The 20,015-nt window shown below is 72.5% G+C and carries 19 protein-coding genes; 10 read left to right on the top strand and 9 right to left on the bottom strand.

What is annotated here, in order from left to right; all coding sequences use genetic code 11:
* From E1166_RS20590 to E1166_RS20580, 4 genes are all read left to right on the top strand, one after another.
* The coding region (locus E1166_RS20590) for a nitrite/sulfite reductase (RefSeq protein ID WP_132341107.1) at positions 1-1,661 on the top strand (1,661 nt) is incomplete at its 5' end.
* Positions 1,658-1,816: a hypothetical protein gene (locus tag E1166_RS31085; RefSeq protein ID WP_165942768.1), complete on the top strand. Its 159-nt coding sequence runs from the start codon at positions 1,658-1,660 to the stop codon at positions 1,814-1,816. The genes E1166_RS20590 and E1166_RS31085, both read left to right, overlap by 4 nt.
* Positions 1,813-2,574 (top strand): phosphoadenylyl-sulfate reductase, encoded by a 762-nt coding sequence (locus E1166_RS20585; RefSeq protein WP_132341105.1) that lies wholly within the window; start codon positions 1,813-1,815, stop codon positions 2,572-2,574. The genes E1166_RS31085 and E1166_RS20585 overlap by 4 nt, the downstream gene beginning before the upstream one ends.
* On the top strand, positions 2,556-3,341 hold the full coding sequence (locus E1166_RS20580; RefSeq protein ID WP_132341103.1) for a CbiX/SirB N-terminal domain-containing protein: 786 nt from the start codon (positions 2,556-2,558) through the stop codon (positions 3,339-3,341). The genes E1166_RS20585 and E1166_RS20580 overlap by 19 nt, the downstream gene beginning before the upstream one ends.
* A 140-nt stretch (positions 3,342-3,481) precedes the next feature.
* Here E1166_RS20580 and E1166_RS20575 read toward each other — a convergent pair whose 3' ends face one another.
* Positions 3,482-3,739 carry a WhiB family transcriptional regulator gene (locus tag E1166_RS20575; protein WP_073834718.1) on the bottom strand — a complete coding sequence of 86 codons (258 nt, stop codon included), beginning with the start codon at positions 3,737-3,739 and terminating at the stop codon, positions 3,482-3,484.
* A gap of 443 nt (positions 3,740-4,182) precedes the next feature.
* Positions 4,183-5,133 carry a diacylglycerol kinase family protein gene (locus E1166_RS20570; protein ID WP_132341101.1) on the bottom strand — a complete coding sequence of 317 codons (951 nt, stop codon included), beginning with the start codon at positions 5,131-5,133 and terminating at the stop codon, positions 4,183-4,185.
* Positions 5,134-5,175: 42 nt separating this feature from the next.
* Between E1166_RS20570 and E1166_RS20565 the strand changes: the two genes are divergently transcribed.
* The gene (locus E1166_RS20565) at positions 5,176-5,565 is read left to right on the top strand and encodes a hypothetical protein (RefSeq protein ID WP_132341099.1); all 390 of its coding nucleotides are present in this window, start codon (positions 5,176-5,178) and stop codon (positions 5,563-5,565) included.
* A gap of 34 nt (positions 5,566-5,599) precedes the next feature.
* Here E1166_RS20565 and E1166_RS20560 read toward each other — a convergent pair whose 3' ends face one another.
* The 3 genes from E1166_RS20560 to sodN all read right to left on the bottom strand — a co-directional run bounded on the left by E1166_RS20560 (position 5,600) and on the right by sodN (position 6,962).
* The gene (locus E1166_RS20560) at positions 5,600-6,004 is read right to left on the bottom strand and encodes an ATP-binding protein (RefSeq protein WP_132341097.1); all 405 of its coding nucleotides are present in this window, start codon (positions 6,002-6,004) and stop codon (positions 5,600-5,602) included.
* Positions 6,001-6,492 (bottom strand): GNAT family N-acetyltransferase, encoded by a 492-nt coding sequence (locus tag E1166_RS20555; RefSeq protein ID WP_132341109.1) that lies wholly within the window; start codon positions 6,490-6,492, stop codon positions 6,001-6,003. Before E1166_RS20555 ends, E1166_RS20560 begins: the two co-directional genes overlap by 4 nt.
* A gap of 65 nt (positions 6,493-6,557) precedes the next feature.
* The gene (gene sodN / locus E1166_RS20550; RefSeq protein ID WP_132186416.1) at positions 6,558-6,962 is read right to left on the bottom strand and encodes a superoxide dismutase, Ni; all 405 of its coding nucleotides are present in this window, start codon (positions 6,960-6,962) and stop codon (positions 6,558-6,560) included.
* Between the two features lie 83 nt (positions 6,963-7,045).
* Here sodN and E1166_RS20545 point away from each other — a divergent pair, with 83 nt between their 5' ends.
* From E1166_RS20545 to E1166_RS20535, 3 genes are all read left to right on the top strand, one after another.
* A complete protein-coding gene (locus tag E1166_RS20545; protein WP_132341095.1) occupies positions 7,046-7,387 on the top strand; it encodes a S24 family peptidase in 342 nt (113 codons plus the stop codon).
* Positions 7,388-7,527: 140 nt separating this feature from the next.
* Positions 7,528-8,706, top strand: coding sequence for an NADP-dependent malic enzyme (locus E1166_RS20540; RefSeq protein WP_132341093.1), 1,179 nt, complete (start codon positions 7,528-7,530; stop codon positions 8,704-8,706).
* A 74-nt stretch (positions 8,707-8,780) separates the two neighbouring features.
* Positions 8,781-9,734, top strand: a complete 954-nt coding sequence (locus tag E1166_RS20535) for a zinc-binding dehydrogenase (RefSeq protein ID WP_132341091.1) — start codon at positions 8,781-8,783, stop codon at positions 9,732-9,734.
* Positions 9,735-9,771: 37 nt separating this feature from the next.
* On the opposite strand, the gene E1166_RS20530 is transcribed toward E1166_RS20535, so the two are convergent.
* Positions 9,772-10,737, bottom strand: a complete 966-nt coding sequence (locus E1166_RS20530; protein ID WP_132341089.1) for a chlorophyllase — start codon at positions 10,735-10,737, stop codon at positions 9,772-9,774.
* Positions 10,738-10,915: 178 nt separating this feature from the next.
* Here E1166_RS20530 and E1166_RS31080 point away from each other — a divergent pair, with 178 nt between their 5' ends.
* On the top strand, positions 10,916-11,089 hold the full coding sequence (locus tag E1166_RS31080) for a hypothetical protein (RefSeq protein ID WP_165944394.1): 174 nt from the start codon (positions 10,916-10,918) through the stop codon (positions 11,087-11,089).
* A gap of 518 nt (positions 11,090-11,607) precedes the next feature.
* Here E1166_RS31080 and E1166_RS31075 read toward each other — a convergent pair.
* Entirely contained in the window at positions 11,608-11,754 is a 147-nt protein-coding gene (locus E1166_RS31075; RefSeq protein ID WP_165944393.1) for a hypothetical protein, read from the bottom strand.
* A gap of 209 nt (positions 11,755-11,963) precedes the next feature.
* On the opposite strand from E1166_RS31075, the gene E1166_RS20525 reads away from it, so the two are divergent.
* Positions 11,964-16,685 (top strand): glycoside hydrolase family 2 TIM barrel-domain containing protein, encoded by a 4,722-nt coding sequence (locus E1166_RS20525; protein WP_132341087.1) that lies wholly within the window; start codon positions 11,964-11,966, stop codon positions 16,683-16,685.
* A gap of 84 nt (positions 16,686-16,769) precedes the next feature.
* On the opposite strand, the gene E1166_RS20520 is transcribed toward E1166_RS20525, so the two are convergent.
* Both E1166_RS20520 and pta read right to left on the bottom strand, forming a co-directional pair.
* Positions 16,770-17,891, bottom strand: coding sequence for an acetate kinase (locus tag E1166_RS20520; RefSeq protein ID WP_132341085.1), 1,122 nt, complete (start codon positions 17,889-17,891; stop codon positions 16,770-16,772).
* Positions 17,888-19,975 carry a phosphate acetyltransferase gene (pta, locus tag E1166_RS20515; RefSeq protein ID WP_132341083.1) on the bottom strand — a complete coding sequence of 696 codons (2,088 nt, stop codon included), beginning with the start codon at positions 19,973-19,975 and terminating at the stop codon, positions 17,888-17,890. The genes E1166_RS20520 and pta overlap by 4 nt, the downstream gene beginning before the upstream one ends.
* Between the last annotated feature and the right edge of the window lie 40 nt (positions 19,976-20,015).

Raw genomic sequence — 20,015 nt, 5'->3', positions numbered from 1 at the left:
CCCGCGCACCCCGACGTGCTCGCGGTGAGGGGCAGTGGGCACTCGGGCATCGCGAGCCGCTCAATGCCAACGAGCGGATCAAGAAGGACGACAACCCGCTGAACGTGCGGGCCCGGATCGAGAACATCTACGCCCACCGGGGCTTCGCCTCCATCGACCCGCAGGACCTGCGGGGCCGGTTCCGCTGGTGGGGCCTCTACACCCAGCGCAAGGCGGGCATCGACGGCGGCCGCACGGCCGTACTGGAGCCGCACGAGCTGGAGGACGAGTTCTTCATGCTCCGGGTCCGGATCGACGGCGGGCAGCTCAACCTGGCCCAGCTCCGGGTGGTCGCCGACATCTCCCGCGAGTTCGCCCGGGACACCGCCGACATCACCGACCGGCAGAACATCCAGTACCACTGGATCCGGGTCGAGGACATGCCGGAGATCTGGCGCCGGCTGGAGTCGGTCGGATTGCAGACCACCGAGGCGTGCGGTGACTGCCCGCGCATCGTGCTCGGCAGCCCGGTCGCCGGGGTCGCCGAGGCCGAGCTGGTCGACCCGACCCCGGCCATCGACGAGATCGTCCGCCGGTACGTCGGCGACCCGGCGTACGCCAACCTGCCGCGCAAGTTCAAGACCTCCATCTCCTGGCTGGTCGACACCCCGTACGAGGCCAACGACATCGCCTTCCTCGGGGTGGACCACCCGGAGCACGGCCCCGGCTTCGATGTCTGGGTCGGCGGCGGGCTCTCCACCAACCCCATGCTGGCCAAGCGGCTCGGCGTCTGGGTGCCGCTGGCCGAGGTGCCGGACGTCTGGGCCGGTGTGGTCGGCATCTTCCGCGACTACGGCTACCGCCGGCTGCGCAGCCGGGCCCGGCTGAAGTTCCTGGTCGCCGACTGGGGTGTGGAGAGGTTCCGGGAGGTGCTGGAGAAGGAGTACCTGGGCCGCACCCTGCTGGACGGCCCCGCCCCGCAGCTGCCGGAGAAGCCAATCGACCACATCGGCGTGCACCGCCAGCGCGACGGGCGCAACCTCGTCGGGGCCGCCCCGGTGGTGGGCCGGGTCTCCGGCACCCAACTGGCCCAGCTCGCCGACGCGGTCGAGGCGCACGGCAGTGACCGGGTACGGCTCACCGCGTACCAGAAGCTGCTGGTGCTCGACGTGGCGCCGGAGCGGACGGAGTCGTTGGTCGAGGCGCTGCGTGGAATCGGCCTGGAGGCCCGGCCGTCGGCCTGGCGGCGCGGCACCATGGCCTGCACCGGCATCGAGTTCTGCAAGCTCGCCATCGTCGAGACCAAGCGGCGCGGCGAGGAGCTGGTGGCCCGACTGGAGCAACGACTGCGCGACTTCGACGCCGACATCTCCATCCACCTCAACGGCTGCCCGAACGCCTGCGCCCGGACCCAGGTCGCCGACATCGGGCTCAAGGGTCAGTTGGTGGTGGGCCCGGACGGCCGCCAGGTGGAGGGCTTCCAGGTGCACCTCGGCGGGGGCCTGGGTATGGCGCAGGGGCAGACCGCCGGGTTCGGCCGCAAGCTGCGCGGCCTGAAGACCACCGCCGACGAGCTTCCCGAGTACGTGGAACGACTGGCCCGCCGGTACCTGGCGAGCCGGACCGAGGGCGAGACGTTCGCCAACTGGGTGATCCGGGTCGACGAGGAGGAACTGCGTTGAGTGCGACACGATCCGCGCCTCTCTACTGCCCCTACTGCGGTGAGGAGGACCTGCGGCCGAACGAGTCCGGGCACGGCGCCTGGGAGTGCCACGCCTGCGCCCGGGTCTTCACCGTGCGGTTCACCGGCCTGCTGAGCAAGGTGGTGGCCCGATGAAGCTGCTCTCCGCGACGAACCTGGGCCTGGTCGGGCCGGGCGGCCCACGGCCGGCCGACCCGACCCGCCGTGACCCGGAGGAGCTGCGCACGCTGGCCGAGCGGGCCGGTCGCGAGCTGGAGGGTGCCCCGGCGCTGGAGATCGCCCGGTGGGCGGCTGAGACCTTCGGCGACCGGTTCTGCGTCACCAGCTCCATGGCCGACGCCGTCCTGGCCCACCTGGTGTCCCGGGTCGCCCCCGGGGTCGACGTGATCTTCCTCGACACCGGGCTGCACTTCCCGGAGACGCTCAAGGTCCGTGACGAGGTGGCCCGCCGGCTGCCGGTGAACGTCCGGTCGATCCGGCCCCGGCAGACCGTCGGCCAGCAGGACGCCGAGTACGGTCCCCGGCTGTTCAACCGTTCGCCGGACGAATGCTGCCAGCTGCGCAAGGTGGAGCCGCTGGAGCGGGCCCTCGCCGGGTACGACGCCTGGGCGGCAGGGCTGCGCCGGGACGAGTCGCCCACCCGGGCGAACACGCCGGTGGTCACCTTCGACGCCCGGCGGGGGAGGGTGAAGGTCAACCCGATCGCCGCCTGGACCCAGGCCGACGTCGACTCCTACATCGCCCGGTACGACATCCCGGTCAACGAGTTGTTCAGCCGCGGCTACGGCTCGATCGGCTGCTGGCCCTGCACCCGGCGGACGAAGGCCGGGGAGGACCCGCGGGCCGGTCGGTGGGCCATGTTCGAGAAGACCGAGTGCGGCCTGCACGTCTGACCGGCCCCGGCGCTTCCGTGGCGGCCGGGGTGGGCGACCAGGCGCCGGTGGTGCTGGTCGCCCACGGCAGCCGGGACCACCGGGCGGCGGAGGCGACCCGGGCGCTCGCCCGGGCCGTCGAGGCGGCCCGTCCCGGCGCGGTGGTGCTGCCGAGTTGGCTGGACCACACCGACCCGGGGCCGACCGAGGTGCTGTGTGGGCTGGCGGCGGCCGGGCACGCCGAGGCGGTGGTGGTGCCGTTGTTGCTCACCGCCGCGTACCACCGGAGGGTGGACGTCCCGGCGGCGGTGGCGGCGGCGCGCGCGGCGGCCTCGGAGCTGTCGGTACGGGTGACCGACGTGCTGGGGCCGGCGGACGGCTCGGTGGACCCCGGTCTGCTGGCCGGGTTGCGCCGGCGGTTGGCGGAGGTGGAGCCGGGCGGGGTCGACGCGCTGGTGCTGGCGGCGGCGGGCACCCGGGACGCCCGGGCGCGGGCCTCGGTGGGCCGGGTGGCGGCGGCGCTGGCCGCCGAGTTCGCGGTGCCCTGCACCGTCTCGTACGCCTCCGCGGCTCCGCCCACCGCCGACGTGGCGGTGGCCCGGCTGCGGGCGGCGGGGGCCCGGCGGGTGGCGGTGGTCGGCTACTTCCTGGCGCCGGGGCTCTTCCACGACGGGGTGGTGGCGGCGGCGCGTTCCGCCGGCGCGGTCGCGGTCAGCGGGCCGCTCACCGACGCGCCCGAACTGGCCGACCTGGTGCTGCGCCGGGTGGACCGCTCGGTGCGGACGTGACCAGGGCCGCCAGGTGGCAGCCGCCAGATGGCAGGCCAGCTCGACGACTGCTGGCCGGTGATGTCCTGTGGTACGGGACGCGGACAGCGTAACGCCCCGGCGGGGTGGAACCCGGCCGGGGCGTTACGGCTGGCGGTGGGTCAGGCGGAGTGAGCGCGCAGCACCCGGAGACCGCCGCGGCGCTTCACCGCGCGGCGCTCCTCCTCGCTCATCCCACCCCAGACGCCGGCGTCCTGACCGGACTCCAGTGCCCACTGGAGGCACTGGTCGGTCACCGGGCAGCGCCGGCAGACGGCCTTCGCCTGTTCCACCTGCAGCAGGGCCGGACCGGACGTCCCGATCGGGAAGAACAGCTCCGGGTCCTCGTCGCGGCAGACGGCATCGTGGCGCCAGTCCATGGCGGCAACACTCCTCATTCTGGATGGGTGGCAGATAACGCTGGTGCTTTTTCTTATGTGCGTCCGCAGTGCCGGTCGTAACGGTTCGCGCCCGACTATTCAGCAATGCGTGAGCAGGCTCGTTCAGCCCCGGGACCTGCTGCAACGGCCCCGTCGGGGGAGCGCGTCCCGGCAATGCCCGGTAACTCAAGTTCGCTTGTGAATACTTTCACGAACGCTGTCGATGTCAAGGGTGACGCGAGGAAAAACTCCGCACGGTGAGCAAGCTCACGACCCCTTTGTCCAGATTTGCGGCCTCTCCGGTTACCCGGCGTGCCACAGTCGATAGTCAATGTAGTACAGTGCGCGTGACAATGCAGACATTTCCGGCACCACCCTCCTGTCCGCGGCGCCCACCGCTTCGTGCGGTGTAACGATCGCCGACCAAGGGCGTTACCCGAGACCTAGCAGATTACTCTCAGTGCCCCGGGAATGGAGGAAAATCTGACCTTTTCTCGTTCGCCAAGGTAGTCGCCGTCGACCTGGAAGGCCTGGGGGCGGCTGCTGACCAGGGTGAACTCGGGCACGTCGTGCAGCCGCAGCACCCGCTTGCCATGTGGATCCGGGTTCCGGGAGACAAACTGCGTGACCGTGCGTGTAGTGCTGACCACCCGTAGCTGCCGCAGTGCCAGCACGTCGAGCCCGAGGTCGAAGGAAGCCTCCGGATTCGGATTGATCTCCCGATCGCCCAGGTAGGTCCACGGGGCGCAGTTCTGGATGATGACCGTTGCCAGCTCCCCCTCGGCGGGCTCGCCCGGGCGCTCCAGCGAGATCGCCGGATGCCGGCGATCCGAGTCGAGGAAGTACTGGCTCACCGTGGCCCGAAAGTACAACCCGGGCGTCGACACCCGGCCCCGCCGACGGGCCTGCTCCACCCGGTGGATCACCGCGGCGTCCACGCCGAAGCCGGCGCAGAAGGTGAAGTAGCGGTCGTCGGCCCGACCCAGCCCGATCGTCCGGGACCGGCCCAGCCGCAGCCCCTCCAGGATCATGCTGGTGCCCTCCGGCCACTCCCGGGGCAGACCCAGGGCGCGGGCGAAGACATTCGTCGAACCACCCGGCACCGTCGCCAGGGCGGGCAGCCGCTCGGCGCGGGTACCTGACGTGCCGAACGTCGGCGGCTCGGCCGTCATCAGACCGTTCACCACCTCGTTGACCGTGCCGTCCCCGCCGAGCGTGACGACGACGTCAACCCCCTCCTCGGCCGCCTCCCGGGCCAGGTCGGTGGCGTGCCCGCGGCGGCGGGTGTACCGCACCGACAGGTCTACTTCGCTGCGCAGCGCCCGGACCAGGACGTCCCGGCTGCGCTCGCTGGTGGTGGTGGCGTTCGGATTGACCACCAGGACGGCCCGCATGGGCGGCACTGTACCGCGCTCGCCGGCGGGTATCGTGGCCGCGTGACGCGCGACTGCGACCCGCTGCCCGACACCCTCCGGTGGGCGGTACGGCTGCTGCGTGGTGAGGCCGCCGCCCTGGCGCTGCTCGCCGGCTGGCTGATCTGGGCGGACCTGACCGCCACCAGGACCGACCTGGTGTCGGCGCTTCTGGTGACCGGGTTCGCGATCGGCACCACCGCCGCGCTCTGGGCCCTCGGTGGGGCGCTGGCCCGCCGACGGGCCGGCGCCCGGGCGCCGGCGATCGTGCTCCAGCTCATGCTGCTACCCATCGGCTGGTTCATGGTCCAGGCCGGGCTGGGGTGGTTGGGCGTACCGCTGATGGTGCTCGGCGTCGGGGTCTGCGCGTTGCTGCTCAGCCCGCCCACCACGCGGGCCCTGGGCTTCGGGTGACACCCGGCGCGGCCACGTCGGTGGCCGCCGACGGTCAGTAGCCGGAGCGGCGGGTCAGCAGCGAGATGGTGGCCCGCCCGTCGGCCGACTGGGCCGCGGCGGCGGTGGTCAGCGCGGTGAGCACCTTCCAGGCGAACGAGGACTCCGACGGCAGCGTCGCGCCCGGCACGACCGGCACCGTCACCTCGACGGTGAGCGCGTCCTCGGTGACCGCGAAGCAGCACTCCAGTTCGGCGTCCCGGGTGGCGATGGCGAGCAGCATGGCGCAGGCCTCGTCCACCGCGATGCGCAGATCCTCGATCTCGTCCAGGGCGAACTGGAGGCGGGCCGCGAGCCCTGCGGTGGCGGTGCGGAGCACACCGAGGTAGCCGCCGTCGGCGGGCACGGTGAGGTGCACCACGTCGTCGTCGATGGTCGGTTGCCCGGTCAGTTGAGTCACGCCTCATCCCCCTGGTCGGGGACTCTACCCTCTCGGGCGTTCCCGGGGGCAGGGGCCGCCTCCGCCTGTGCGGCGAGCGCGTGCAGCGCCGGCCCGCTGAGCCGGTACGGCACCAGCCCCTCCACCGGGACCGCCCGGACCGAGGCGTAGAACCGGGCGGCCGGATTCCAGTCGACCATCGACCATTCGAGGCGTCCGAAGCCGCGCTGCACGCAGGTGGCAGCCAGCGTGGCCAGCAGCAGCCGACCCGCGCCGGTGCCCCGGTACGGCGGCCGGACGTAGAGATCCTCCAGGTGGATGCCGTGCCCGCCGACCCAGGTGGAGAAGGTGAGGAACCACAGCGCGAAGCCCACCGGTTCGTCGTCGGCGTCGACCGCCACATGCCCGAAGAGAGCGGGCGACGGGCCGAACAACGCCTCGGTCAGTTGCTCGGCGGTCAGCCGGCACTGGTCGGCGGCGTGCTGGTAGTCAGCGAGTGCGTGCACCATCGAAACGACGGCCGGCACGTCGCGGGGACGTGCCGGCCGGATCGACGGCGGCGGGAGGGCCCGACTCACGCCTGCTTGGTCTCCCAGAAGATCTTGGAGATCTCGTCGATCTTCTGGAGCAGCTCGTCCGCCTTGGACGGGTCGGTCCCGCCCTTGGCGCCGGCCGCACCGGCCAGCTTGGTCGCCTCGTTGAACAGTTGGTGCAGGTGCGGGTACTTCTCGAAGTGGGCCGGCTTGAAGTAGTCGGTCCAGAGCACCCACAGGTGGTGCTTGACCAGGTCGGCGCGCTGCTCCTTGATCAGGATGGCCCGGGTGCGGAACTCCGGGTCGGTGTTGGCCTGGTATTTCTCGCAGATCGCCTTGACCGACTCGGCCTCGATGCGGGCCTGCGCCGGGTCGTACACGCCGCACGGCAGGTCGCAGTGGGCGCTTGCGGTGACACGGGGCGAGAGGATGCGGGGAAGTCGCATCAGAGTCCTCCACGGGATGTTTGCGATGATCCAACCTGAGATTACTCCTGGCACGTCCCCGATAGGGGCGGAGGGGAAACCTGATGACGGTGGAGCGCGCCTGGCTGCGCCGCCCGCTGGCCTCCGTCGGGGTGACCGGCCCGTCCATGTCGCCCACCCTGCGGCACGGCGACGCGCTGCTGGTCCGCGTCGGCGCTCGCGCGATCCGCCCCGGCGACGTGGTGGTCGCGGTCTTCCGCACCCGCCCCGACCTGCTCGTGGTCAAGCGCGCGGTCCGGCCACAGGACGGCGGCTGGTGGGTACGCGGCGACAACGACCTGGTCACCGACGACTCCCGGGCGTACGGCGTGGCCGACGTACTGGGCCGGGTGGTGCTGCGCTACTGGCCGCGCCCCGGCCGGGTGCCCCGCCGGCGGGAGTTATGACCCTGCTCACATGCTGGTACGAGGGGCCTGACTAGACTCGGAAAGTGCCTGGGTGACCCCCGCACCGCGCGCCGCCGTCGACGCCTCACCTCGTGCCTCGACCCGGCCGCTCCGTCTGCTCGACAGATCCTGGAGTCACCATGTCTGCGTCCACCGTGGATCCCGCCGATCCCGTCTTCCGGCTGCACGTCGGCGGCAAGCTGGCCGTCGCCTCGACCGTCCCGCTGACCAGCCGGGAGGACCTCTCCCTCGCGTACACCCCGGGCGTGGCCCGGGTCTGTGAGGCGATCGCCGCCGACCCGGCCCTGGTCGACGACTACACGTGGGTGTCGCACACCGTCGCGGTCGTCACCGACGGCTCGGCCGTGCTCGGGCTGGGCAACATCGGCCCCCGTGCCGCGCTGCCGGTCATGGAGGGCAAGGCGGTGCTGTTCAAGCAGTTCGCGGGGGTCGACGCGGTACCGATCTGCCTGGACACCCAGGACACCGACGCGATCGTGACGGCGGTGAAGATGCTCGCGCCGTCCTTCGGTGGCATCAACCTGGAGGACATCAGCGCCCCGCGCTGCTTCGAGATCGAACGCCGGTTGGACGAGGAACTGTCCATCCCGGTCTTCCACGACGACCAGCACGGCACCGCGATCGTCGTACTGGCCGCCCTGCGCAACGCGGCGACCCTGCTCCACCGCAAGCTCGGTGACCTGCGGGTGACGGTCAGCGGCGCGGGCGCGGCCGGGGTGGCGGTCACCCGCATGCTGATCGCCGGTGGGGTCAACCCGGAGCAGATGGTGGTCTGCGACTCCCGGGGAATCATCGGCCGGCACCGCGCCGACCTGACCGAGACCAAGGCGTACCTGGCCGAGACCACCAACACCGGGGGACGCGAGGGCGACATCACCGAGGCGCTGCGCGGCGCCGACGTGCTGGTCGGCGTCTCCGGTGGGGAGATCCCCGAGCAGGCGGTGGCCGCAATGGCCCCGGGCGGCATCGTCTTCGCGCTGGCCAACCCGACCCCGGAGGTGCACCCGGAGGTGGCGGCCCGGCACGTGGCGGTGGTCGCCACGGGGCGCAGCGACTACCCCAACCAGATCAACAACGTGTTGGCCTTCCCCGGCGTGTTCCGGGGCGCGCTGGACGCCCGGGCCACCCGGATCACCGACGGGATGAAGGTGGCCGCGGCCGACGCGATCGCCGCGGTGGTGGCCGAGTCACTGACCGCCGACGCGATCGTGCCCTCCCCGCTCGACCTGCGGGTCGCCCCGGCGGTGGCGGAGGCGGTCGCCGAGGCGGCCCGCCGCGACGGGGTCACCCGCGCCTGACCTGTCGAAGAAGGGCCCGAGCGATCGGCTCGGGCCCTTCTTCGACGATCGGTTCCCTTGTTACGGTGCCGATCATGCGTGCCGCCTTTGCCTCCCGCTTCGACACCGACCACCCGCTCGCCGCGCTCGCCGTCGGCGAGCGCCCCGAGCCGACCCATCCCGATGGAAGCTGGGTCACCGTGCAGGTGCGGGCCAGCTCGCTCAACCACCACGACATCTGGTCACTGCGCGGGGTGGGGCTGACCGTCGACCAGCTCCCGATGATCCTCGGCTGCGACGCCGTCGGCACCGACCCGGACGGCCGTGCGGTGGTCATCTACCCGGTGGTGCCCACCCCCGGTGACCCGCGGGGGGTCTCCATCCTCTCCGAGCACTTCCCCGGCACCCTGGCCGAGCGGGTGGCCGTACCCCGGGTGAACCTGCTGCCGCTGCCGGCGGGGCTGTCGGCGACCGACGCGGCCTGCCTGCCCACGGCCTGGCTGACCGCGTGGCGGATGCTGACCACCAAGGGGCGGGTGGACGAGGGCGAGTCGGTGCTGGTGCAGGGCGCGGGCGGGGGCGTGGCCACCGCGGCCGTCGCGCTCGGCGTCGCGCTCGGCAAGCGGGTGTACGCGACCAGCCGGGACGCCGGCAAACGGGAGCGGATCGCCGAGCTGGGGGCGACCGCGCTGGAACCGGGCGCACGCCTGCCCGAACGGGTCGACGTGGTGATCGAGACGGTCGGCGCGGCCACCTTCGACCACTCGCTCAAGTCCGCCGCGCCGATGGCCCGGATCGTGGTCTCCGGGGCGACCGCCGGGCACGAGCCGAAGGTCAACCTGCGCCGGGTCTTCGCCATGCAGCTGGAGATCCTGGGTACCTCGATGGGTACCCCGGAGGAGCTGACCGAGCTGCTGGCCTTCTGCGCCGAGCACCAGATCCACCCGGTGGTGGACAGCGTCGTCCCGTTCAGCCGGGTCGAGGAGGCCTTCGCCCGGCTGCACTCGGGTGACGTCTTCGGCAAGGTCGTCGTCGACCACACCGCCTGACGGCGCGACCCGCGGCCGCCGGGTCGCGCCGCCGCTGTCAGAGGTGGTCGTCGAGGGTGGCGATGCCGCCGCGGGTCGCGCCCTCGGGGATGCGGGCCTTGGCCTTCTCGTCGCCGTACAGGGTCCAGCGGAGGAAGTCGACGCTGGTGTCGGTGATGACCCGCAGCGCCGCGCCGTTGCCGAGCAGCCCCCGGCCGTGGTCGCCCTTCGGGAGGCTGAGCATGGCCTTCGGCCACGGCACCGCGTCGTAGACCGCCTTGCCGGCGGCGTACTTCACCACCTCGTCGGCCTGGCCGTGCACGAAGAGTTGCGGTGCGGCGGTGCCGGCGAACGCCGTGCCCACCCCGATCCCGGTGCCGGCGAAGACCAATCCCGCGTCCAGCCGCTTGTCCCGGTTGACCCCGAAGAGGCCGATGGTGGTCACCCCACCGGCCGAGTGCCCGGCCGCCGCCACCCGGTCGGTGGCGAGCCGGCCACGCAACGGGTCGTCGGCCTTCGTGTCCAGCGCCAGCACTTGGTCCAGTACGTACGACACGTCGGCGGGCTGGTTCAGCACGTCGAGCGCGTTGTTGTCGGTGCCCCGGCTGGTGTGCGGGAAGGCGGGCGCGGCCACCACGAACCCGGCCGCCGTCCACGGGGTGAGCAGTGCCGCGTAGTCGTCCGGTCTTCCGGTCAGGCCGTGGCTGAACACCACGACCGGGAACCGGCCGTTTGCCGCCGTCGCGCCGCGCTTGGGCGCCTTGCCGGCGTCACCCGAGGCCGGGTACCAGATGGTCACCGGCAACGGCCGGTCGCCGCCGCGGTTCAACCGCAGCTGGCGTACGCCGACGGCGAAGGTTTCGCTCGGCGCGCTGCCGGCGGACGCCGGGGCCGGGGTGGTCGCCGCGGGTGGCTTCGACGGTGGGGCCGGCGCGGCGGCCGGGGTTGGCGTGGCCGAGCAGGCGGCGAGAGCGGCGGTGAGCAGTACGGCGGCGAGCGCGATCGGGGTGGGGCGACGGGGCATGGTGACGATTGTGCCTCCGTCGGTGGGTTCTCCGGCAACCCGTCGCCGGAATCCTGTCTCGGGCGGTACGGGCCGTCGTCCGGTCGGCCGGGTCGGCTCCACCGCTCGGTCCGGAGCGGTCACGTTCGGTGCGTTGGGGGGGACGGTGTGGGGCGGGCTCCTTCGCTAGGGTCACGGCATGTCTGACGGATACGTGGACCCCAGCGGCAACACCGAGCAGTTCCGTGCTTTCGCGAACCCCCCGGACGCGACGACGGCGGTCGAGTCGCCGTCCCGGCTGCCGCTGGTGCTCGGTGCGGCCGTGGTCGGGGTGCTGCTGGTCGCCGTGGCGACCTGGCTCGTCCTGCGTTGACCCGCGCTGACCCGCGCTGACCCGCGCTTCCTCCCGCCGGCCGCCGGGCAGGGTGGTCGGCCCCGCCGGGTCGTCCCGGGTCGCCGTGCCGCAGTGGATGCTCCTATGGTTGTCAAGTAGCGAGTTCAAGATCGTTTGAGGTGATGGGCGGGTAGTGCTCGCGGGCGAGGTGGCGCTTCAGGCGCAGCCGCTACGAACCTGACTACGCGAACGGATCGGGGTGGGCGTGGTGGAGTTGGCGGCACCGGTGGCCGGCGAGCGGAGCGCCTCGCTGACCGATTCGGAGGTCACCGACTCGCCGATTCGGAGGTCACCGCTTCGCCGGTGGGGTCTCCATCCGACGGGGACCGGGTGAGTCCCCGTCAGGTCTGCCCCTTGACCTCGGTGCCTGATCCGGTGACGTGGTCAGGTTCCCGGCGGGGTGTGATCCGTTGTTGTAATCAGGTTCGTAGCGGGTGCTGTCGCGGTGCGGGAACCTGTACGCGCGGCTGGCGCAGCAGGCTTGCCTCCTCCGCCGGTCAGCCGGTGATCACCGGCCAGGCGTAGGCGAGCAGGGCGAACGCGGCGCCCAGTAGTGCCAGCGAGATGCCCCGGGTGCGGATGGGCAGCGCCGCGAGCGCGATCAGGATGACCGCGACGAGGTAGAGGAACGCCTGGATCGACACGACGATCTCCTTGAGTGACGAGGACCGATGGTGGCCGGAGCTGTACCCGGTCGTGGGCGCGACGGAAACCCGTGTGTCCGATTTGGTCGGAAACTGCCGACGCTCTTGTATATGGCTGTTCGGCGATGTTAGAAACTGTGCGGCGATGTCGTTTCGGTTTCGGTTCTGTTAGGCGATGTCGTCATGACTGCGAAGCCTGGGAGCAGACGATGTCTCACGCCCGAACGGACCTGACCCACCACACAGGACCACCGACCCGCGCGGCCGTCCGTGCCGCCCTCGCCCTCACCCTCGTCCTCGGCCCGGTCACCCTGCCCGCGCCGGCGACCGCAGCGACCCCCCTGGCTGCGGCGCCTCTGGCTGCGGCGATGGCGCCCGACCCGGCACCGCACACGCTGCCCACCCGGACCGTCGACCCGACCGGCGGGCCGAAGAACGCCGCCGACGTGTACCGCTACCTGGAGAACCCCGGCATGACCGGCGAGGGGCAGCAGCCGCCCCACGCCGACCTGCGGCCCTACCCCGACGTCCGCGCCGCGGTCGCCGACGTGACCACACACGACGCGCCCAACCCCGAGGTGACCTCGCTCAGCGGCCAGTGGCGACTGAAGATCTTCAATCGGCCCGAGGACGTACCGGCGAACTTCTACGCTCCCACCTTCAACGAGCGGAACTTCCCGGCGGTGTCCGTACCGCACACCTGGCAGTCGGACTTCATCGACCACCCGATGTTCCGCAACATCCCGGAGGAGATCTGGCCGGCCGAGCCGCCGAAGATCCCGCGCGACACCAACCCCACCGGCGCGTACCTGCGCACCGTCCACCTGCCCCTGGACTGGGCCGGCGACCAGGTGTTCCTGCGCTTCGAGGGGGCCACCAGCGGCTACTTCGTCTGGGTCAACGGCGGATACGTCGGATACGACCAGGGCGGATACACCCCCGCCGAGTTCGACGTCAGCGCCCTGCTGCGGCCGGGACGCAACCGCATCGCCGTACAGGTGCACCGCTGGGGCTCCGGCTCCTACCTGGAGGACTACGACCAGTGGCGGTACAGCGGCATCTTCCGGGACGTGACGCTGCGCCGTACCGGAGCGACCTGGCTGCGCGACGCGTACCTCACCACCGACCTGGCCTCCGACCACCGCAACGCCACCTTCACCGCGCGGGTCGACGTGGCCCGGTCCGCGAAGGGCAGGACCGGCCGGCACACCGTACGGGCGAGATTGCTGGCCCCGAACGGACGGACGGTGACCACCCTCGCCGGCCACGTGGACCTGACGACCGGCAGCACCGGCGGCCGGGTCACCCTGAGCACGCCGGTGATCAACCCGGCCAAGTGGAGCGCCGAGGAACCCAACCTCCACACCCTCTCCCTGGAACTGCTCGGCCCGGACGGTAGGACCGAGCACGCCACCGCCCAACCGGTCGGGTTCCGCGAGGTGGAGGTCCGGGACCGGCAGGTGCTGGTCAACGGGAAGCGAATCCTCATCAAGGGCACCAACCGGGCGGAGACCGACCCGGACACCGGCCGGTACGTCAGCCGGGACGCGCAACGCACCGACGTGTTCCTGATGAAGAAGCTGCACATCAACGGTGTGCGGACCGCCCACTATCCGTCCGACCCGTACTTCTACGACCTGGCCAACAAACACGGGCTCTGGGTCGCCGACGAGGTCGACATCGAGACCCACGCCCGCGAGCGGTGCCCCAGCGTCTGCCTGGCCGACAAGCCGGAGTGGGCGGCGGCGTTCGCGGACCGGTTCGCGGCGATGGTGGCCCGGGACAAGAACCACCCCAGCGTGATCATGTGGGACACCGGCAACGAGGCCGGTCTCGGCTCCGCCCACCACGCCATGGCCGCCTGGGCCGACGCCAACGAGCCGACCCGCCTGCTGTACCACCAGTCCAACTCGCCCGACGGCGACGCCCCCTTCGCCGACGTGTCCGGCCCGCGCTACCCCACCCCGGCCTCGCTCGAGGCCAAGGCCACCGCCGGCACCAAGCCGCAGATCATGGGCGAGTACGCCCACGCGATGGGCAACGGACTGGGCAACTTCGACCAGTTCTGGGCGCTGGCCCGCAGATACCCGCAGATCCAGGGCGGGTTCATCTGGGACTGGGCCGAGCAGAACCTGCGCCAACCGCTGATCCTCACCCCCGACCGGTCACCGAACCGGATCCAGACCTTCCTGGTCGGCAAGCCGGAACCGGCCCCGGGCCGGCCCGACCGGGGCCAGGCGATCGGCCTGTCCAGCCTGGACGACTACGTCGACGTGTTCCGCCACCGGCGGCTCGACGTGACCGGCTCCGCGCTCACTTTGGACGCCTGGGTGAAACCCGGCCAGTGGGCGGGCAGCTTCCCGATCCTCACCAAGGGCCAGTCGTACGGGTTGCAGATGCGCGACGCCGACACCCTCGAGTTCGGCGTACGCGCCGGAGCCGGTCGGGCCACCGTCGTCGCCGCCGTCCCCGCCGACTGGTACGACAACTGGCACCGGGTGACCGGCGTCTACGACGGCGCCACCCTGAGGCTGCTCATCGACGGCCGGCAGGTGGCCACCGTCGCCCACACCGGTGCCATCGACCCCGGGCTGTACGAGGTGAACATCGGCCGCAACGCCGAGACCCAGCAGGACGACCTGCGCACCCGGACCGGCCGTGGGCTCGTCGACGACGTGCGGATCTACCCGGCCGCGCTCACCGACACCGACCTGGCCGCCGACCCGGTCGACCGGGCGGCGCTCGCGCTCGACTTCGACCGGTACGACCGTCAGGGCGACTTCCTCAGCCTCGGCCTCAGCCTCTCCGGCACCGACGGCCTGGTCGGCTCCGACCGCTACCTGCAGCCCGAGGTCCAGGAGATGGCCTGGGCGCACGCCCCGATCCGGTTCACCGCCGTCGACGCGGCGGCCGGCAAGGTCCGGATGCACAACGAGCAGCAGGCCGGCACCTTGAACGTCAAGCTGACCTGGGCGCAGCAGGAGATCGACCGGACGCTGCGCTCCGGCAGCCGTACCCTGAGCCTGGCCCCCGGCCAGACCATCGACCTGGACCTCGGTCCGGCACCGGCCAACCCGCACCACCGGCAGCGCCACCTCACGCTCACCGCCACCAGCACCAGGGACGTGCCGTGGGCCGAGCGCGACTGGATCCTCGGGCAGGACCAGTTCAGCCTGGGCGGCCGGATCGTGCCAGGTGTGCTGCCCGGCCCCACCCCGACCGGCCCGGCCCCGACGGCCACCCGCGAGGGGGACGAACTGACCATCGCCGGCCAGGGCTGGCGCTACCGGTTCGACGCCCGGTCCGGGCTGCTCACCTCGATGCGGGGCGACGGTCAGGAGCTGCTGCGCACCGGGCCGCAGCTCGACGTGTACCGGCCGCCGACCAGCAACGAGACCTACAGCTGGGGCACCGACGACCGTCGGATCTGGCACGGGGTGGGGCTCGACCGGCTGCGCAGCACGGTGACCGGGTTCGAGACGTCGACCGAGGGCGGCGCGGTGGTCGTGCGGGTGCGGTCGACCTCGGCCGGCGCGGGCACCGAGGCGCTGCTGTCGTTCGACCAGACGCAGACGTACCGGATCGACGCCCGGGGCACCATCAGCCTCAGCAACGAGGTGCAGGCCAAGGGCTCGCGGGCCGGCTCGCTGCCCTACCTGCCCCGGGTCGGCGTGGCCATCCAGGTCAACGACGAACTCGACCGGTTCGCCTGGTACGGGCGTGGCCCGCACGAGACGTACAACGACCGGCGCTCGGGCGCGCTGATGGGCGTCTGGAAGTCCACGGTGGAGCAGGAGTACGTGCGCTACTCCCGGCCGCAGGCGTACGGCAACCACACCGACGCGGCCTGGGCCACCCTCAGCGACGGCAAGGAATCGGGGCTGCTGGTCGGCGGTGCCCTGGACGTCAGCGTCACCCCGTACGACGACCTGGACCGGGCCGAGTACGACCACCAGCTCCCGCTGGTACGCAACGACGGCTGGGTGACCCTGCACGCGGCGGCCAAGGAGACCGGCATGGGGGAGACCCCGAACTCGGTGCTCGACCCGTTCTGGGTCTCCCCGACCGCCCGGCACCACCAGGAGTTGGTGCTGCGTCCGCTCACCGAGAGCGAGGTGCAGGCCGGCGGTGTGGTCGACTCGCAGGCCACCGCCCCCTGCCCGCCCGACGTGGCGGTACGCACCGACGGTGAGGTCACCGCTGGCACCCCCGAGCGGGTGGAGGTGTCGGTCTCCGCCCACTGCGCCGACGGCCTGCGCGACGTCACCGCGTCGCTGGCCGCCCCGGCGGGCTGGACGGTCACCCCGGCCGGCGCCGAGCTGGGCACGGTGGCGGCCGGCACACCCGGCACGGCGGTGTTCCAGGTGACCGCGCCGGCCGGCACCGACCTCGGGACGCACCGGCTGACCGCCACGGTCGCCGCCACCTCCGGCGGCGGGTTCCGCGGCACGGTGACCGCGACGGCCACCGTACGGACCCCGCTGCCGGCCGGTTCGGTCTGGCTCAGCGACCTGCCGTGGGTGGAGGAGTCCAACGGCTGGGGTCCGGTGGAGAAGGACCGCAGCAACGCCGAGCAGCCCCGCGGCGACGGCCGTCCGCTCACCGTCGGCGGCATCCGGTACGACAAGGGACTGGGCGGGCACGCGGTGTCGGTCGTCTCCCTGGACATGGCCGCGCGGTGCACCTCGTTCCGCTCGGACGTGGGGGTCGACGACGAGAGCGGCAACGGCGGCTCGGTGGTCTTCGAGGTCTGGGTCGACGGCCAGTTGCGGGCGCGGTCCGGGGTGCTGACCGGTGCGGCCGGACCGGAGTCGCTGAGCGTCGACGTGACCGGCGGGCGGCGGCTCGAACTGCGGCTCACCGACGCGGGTGACGGAAACGGCAACGACCACGGCGACTGGGCGGGCGCCCGGCTGGCCTGCGCCACCTGAACCGTCCCGGCGCGGCGGCGACCCCGGTCGCCGCCGCGCCGGCGGTCGCCGGGGCCGACGTCCGTCGGCCCCGGCCCTTCGGGTTCAGCCCCGTGCCGCGACCACCGCCCGGGTCTGCAGGGCGATCTCCCGCTCCTCGTCGGTGCCGACCACGCAGACGGCGACCTCCGCGCCGTCCGGCGAGATCACCCGGTCGCCGGAGCGGGCGTTGCGGTCCGGGTCCACCCGGATGCCGAGCCGCTGCAGGCCGGCCAGCGACGCCGCCCGGACCTGCGCGGAGTGCTCGCCCACCCCGGCGGTGAAGGTGACCGCGTCCACCGCCCCCAGCAGGGCGTAGTACGCCCCCACGTAGCCGGTGATCCGGCGGCAGTAGACGTCGAAGGCGAGCGCGGCGGCCGGGTCCCCGGCCTGCCGGCGGGCCAGCACCTCACGCATGTCGTTGACGCCGGTCAGGCCGAGCAGCCCGCTGCGGTGGTTGAGCAGGTCGTCGATCGCGTCCACCGCCATCCCGCCCTCGCGGCGCAGGTGGAAGACGATCGTCGGGTCCAGGTCGCCGCTGCGGGTGCCCATGACGAGCCCTTCCAGCGGCGACATGCCCATCGAGGTGGCCACGCTGCGACCGCCGTCGACCGCGCAGACGCTCGCCCCGTTGCCCAGGTGCAGGGTGATGGTGCGCAGCTCGGCGTACGGCCGGTCGAGCAGGTCCGCGGTGCGTCTCGACACGTACGCGTGCGAGGTGCCGTGGAAGCCGTACCGGCGGATGCCGTACCGCTCGGCGACGTCCCGGTCGATCGCGTAGGTGGCGGCGGCCTCGGGCAGGGTGTGGTGGAACGCGGTGTCGAAGACGGCGACCTGCGGGACGTCCGGCATCGCCCGGCGGGCCGCCTCGATCCCGGCCAGGTTCGCCGGATTGTGCAGCGGCGCGAGCGGAACGAGGTCGCCGATGGCGGCGAAGACCTCGTCGTCGACCAGCACCGGCTCGCTGAACCGCCGTCCGCCGTGCACCACCCGGTGCCCCACCGCCCCCAGACCGGCCAGGTCGAGGCGGTCCAGGATCCCGCGTACGGCGGCGGTGTGGTCGGCCGGCCCGCCGCCCGGCTCGCCGACCCGTTCCACGGTGCCCCGGTCGCGGATGGTCTCGCCGTCGTAGAGCCGGTACTTGACCGACGACGACCCGCAGTTGAGCACCAGCACCCGAGCGGTCACGAGTCCCTGCCTTCCGGCGACCCGGCCGCCTGGATGGCGGTGATCGCCACGGTGTTGACGATGTCGGCGACGGTCGCGCCCCGGGACAGGTCGTTCACGGGCCGGCGCAGACCCTGCATCACCGGGCCGACCGCCACCGCGCCCGCCGACCGTTGCACCGCCTTGTAGGTGTTGTTGCCCGTGTTGAGGTCGGGGAAGACGAAGACCGTGGCCCGCCCGGCCACCGGGCTGTCCGGCAGTTTCGTGGCCGCGACCTGAGGGTCGATCGCCGCGTCGTACTGGATCGGCCCCTCGACGAGCAGGTCCGGCCGGCGTTCACGGACCAGCTTGGTGGCCGCCGCGACCTTCTCCACGTCCGCGCCGAAACCCGAGTCGCCGGTCGAGTACGACAGCATCGCCACGCGCGGCTCGATGCCGAACCGGGCCGCCGTGTCCGCCGACGAGATCGCGATGTCGGCGAGTTGGGCGGCGTCCGGGTCGGGGTTGACCGCGCAGTCGCCGTAGACCAGCACCCGGTCGGCCAGCAGCATGAAGAAGACGCTGGAGGCCACCGAGACCCCGGGCACCGTGCGGATGATCTCGAAGGCGGGACGGATGGTGGCCGCCGTGGTGTGGGTGGCTCCGGAGACCATGCCGTCGGCGTGCCCGGTCGCCACCATCATCGTGCCGAAGTAGTTCGGCTGCGCCACGATGTCGTGGGCCAGTTCGACGGTGACGCCCCGGTGGGCGCGCAGCGTCGCGTACTCCTCGGCGAAGGCGTCCCGCCAGCCGCTGGTCACCGGGTCCACCACCTCGGCGCCGGTGACGTCGACGCCCAGCTCCCGCACGCGTCGGGCGACGTCGTCGGGACGACCGAGCAGGGTCAGGTCGGCCACGCCCCGGCGGAGCAGGATCTCCGCCGCGCGCAGGATCCGCTCCTCGGTGCCCTCGGGCAGCACCAGCCGGCGGCCGGTGGCCCGCGCCCGGTCGATCAGGTCGTACTCGAACATCAGCGGGGTGACCCGTTCGGAGCGGCTGACCCGCAGCCGGCGGGCCAGGTCGACGGTGTCCACGTTCTGCTCGAAGGCACCGAGCGCGGCCTCCACCTTGCGCGGGTTGGCCGGGCTGGGGCGACCCTCGATCCGACTGGACGCCTCGACCGTGTGATAGCTGTCGCTGGCCACCGAGAGCACCGCGAATCCGGTGTTGAGCCCCTCGACCAGGCGCATCACCCGGGGGTCGGGCGGTTCGCCGAGGGTGAGCACCACCCCGGCCAGCGAGACCTGCCCGGCGACGTGCGCGGCGCTCGCCGCGACCAGCAGGTCGGCCCGGTCCCCGGGGGTGATGACCAGCGCCCCCTCGGTCAGGTGATCGAGCAGGATCGGCACGTGCGCCGCGCCGACCACGTAGTCGAGCACGTCCCGGTCCAGCGCGGCGTCGTCCCCGGCCAGCAGGGTGGCACCGAGCGCCGCGGCCACCTCGGCCACCGTCGGCGCCGACACGGTCGGCACCTCCGGGATGGCGTACGCGGGGACCGGCAGCTCGGGCAGGGTCATCGGCCCGGGAACCCGGTTCGCGATCACCGCCAGCACCGTCGCACCCAGGTCCACCAGATCGTGGTACGCCCCGCGCGCCGTGGCCGCGACCGTCTCGGCCGACTGCCCGTGCCCGTCCACGACCGGCACCACCACGCTGCCGAACTCGGTGGCGAGCCGGGCGTTGAAGGCCAGCTCCCCGGGACCCGCCCCGTCACCGCCGGCGGTGAAGTCGCTGCCCACCACGACCACGGCCGGGCAGCGCCGTTCCAGCTCCCGGTAGCGTTCGACGATCCGTGAGATCAGCTCCTCGCGGCGGCCGTCCGCGGCCAGCGCGGCGGCCTCGGCGTAACCGACGCCGGCCAGTGCCGGCTGTGGCAGGTCGATCCGGTACCGGTCGGTGAGCAGGGCCAGGATCGGGTCCGGCGCGGCGTCGTCGACCAGTGGCCGGAACACGCCGATCCGTTCGACCTGTCGGGAGAGGAGTTCCGCGAGGCCGAGGGCGATGGTCGACTTGCCTCCGCCGGATCCCACGCTGGTCAGGTACACACTGCGGGCCACGGGATCCACCCTAGAAGATCACCGCCCCCGCCTGTCTCTTATACACAGC

Origin of the sequence: Micromonospora sp. KC213 (assembly GCF_004348325.1) — a bacterium.
In the GTDB taxonomy this organism is placed as follows: domain Bacteria; phylum Actinomycetota; class Actinomycetes; order Mycobacteriales; family Micromonosporaceae; genus Micromonospora.
This window is presented reverse-complemented; position numbering and strand designations above follow the sequence as displayed.

Bases quoted from the DNA above. Each gene is read 5' to 3' on its own strand.
- E1166_RS20545 (WP_132341095.1), top strand. From the start codon at position 7,046: ATGACGGTGGAGCGCGCCTGGCTGCGCCGCCCGCTGGCCTCCGTCGGG.
- E1166_RS20535 (WP_132341091.1), top strand. From the start codon at position 8,781: ATGCGTGCCGCCTTTGCCTCCCGCTTCGACACCGACCACCCGCTCGCC.
- E1166_RS31080 (WP_165944394.1), top strand. From the start codon at position 10,916: ATGTCTGACGGATACGTGGACCCCAGCGGCAACACCGAGCAGTTCCGT.
- E1166_RS20555 (WP_132341109.1), bottom strand. From the start codon at position 6,492: ATGGTGCACGCACTCGCTGACTACCAGCACGCCGCCGACCAGTGCCGG.
- sodN (WP_132186416.1), bottom strand. From the start codon at position 6,962: ATGCGACTTCCCCGCATCCTCTCGCCCCGTGTCACCGCAAGCGCCCAC.
- E1166_RS20540 (WP_132341093.1), top strand. From the start codon at position 7,528: ATGTCTGCGTCCACCGTGGATCCCGCCGATCCCGTCTTCCGGCTGCAC.
- E1166_RS20585 (WP_132341105.1), top strand. From the start codon at position 1,813: ATGAAGCTGCTCTCCGCGACGAACCTGGGCCTGGTCGGGCCGGGCGGC.
- E1166_RS20530 (WP_132341089.1), bottom strand. From the start codon at position 10,737: ATGCCCCGTCGCCCCACCCCGATCGCGCTCGCCGCCGTACTGCTCACC.
- E1166_RS20525 (WP_132341087.1), top strand. From the start codon at position 11,964: ATGTCTCACGCCCGAACGGACCTGACCCACCACACAGGACCACCGACC.
- E1166_RS20575 (WP_073834718.1), bottom strand. From the start codon at position 3,739: ATGGACTGGCGCCACGATGCCGTCTGCCGCGACGAGGACCCGGAGCTG.
- E1166_RS20570 (WP_132341101.1), bottom strand. From the start codon at position 5,133: ATGCGGGCCGTCCTGGTGGTCAATCCGAACGCCACCACCACCAGCGAG.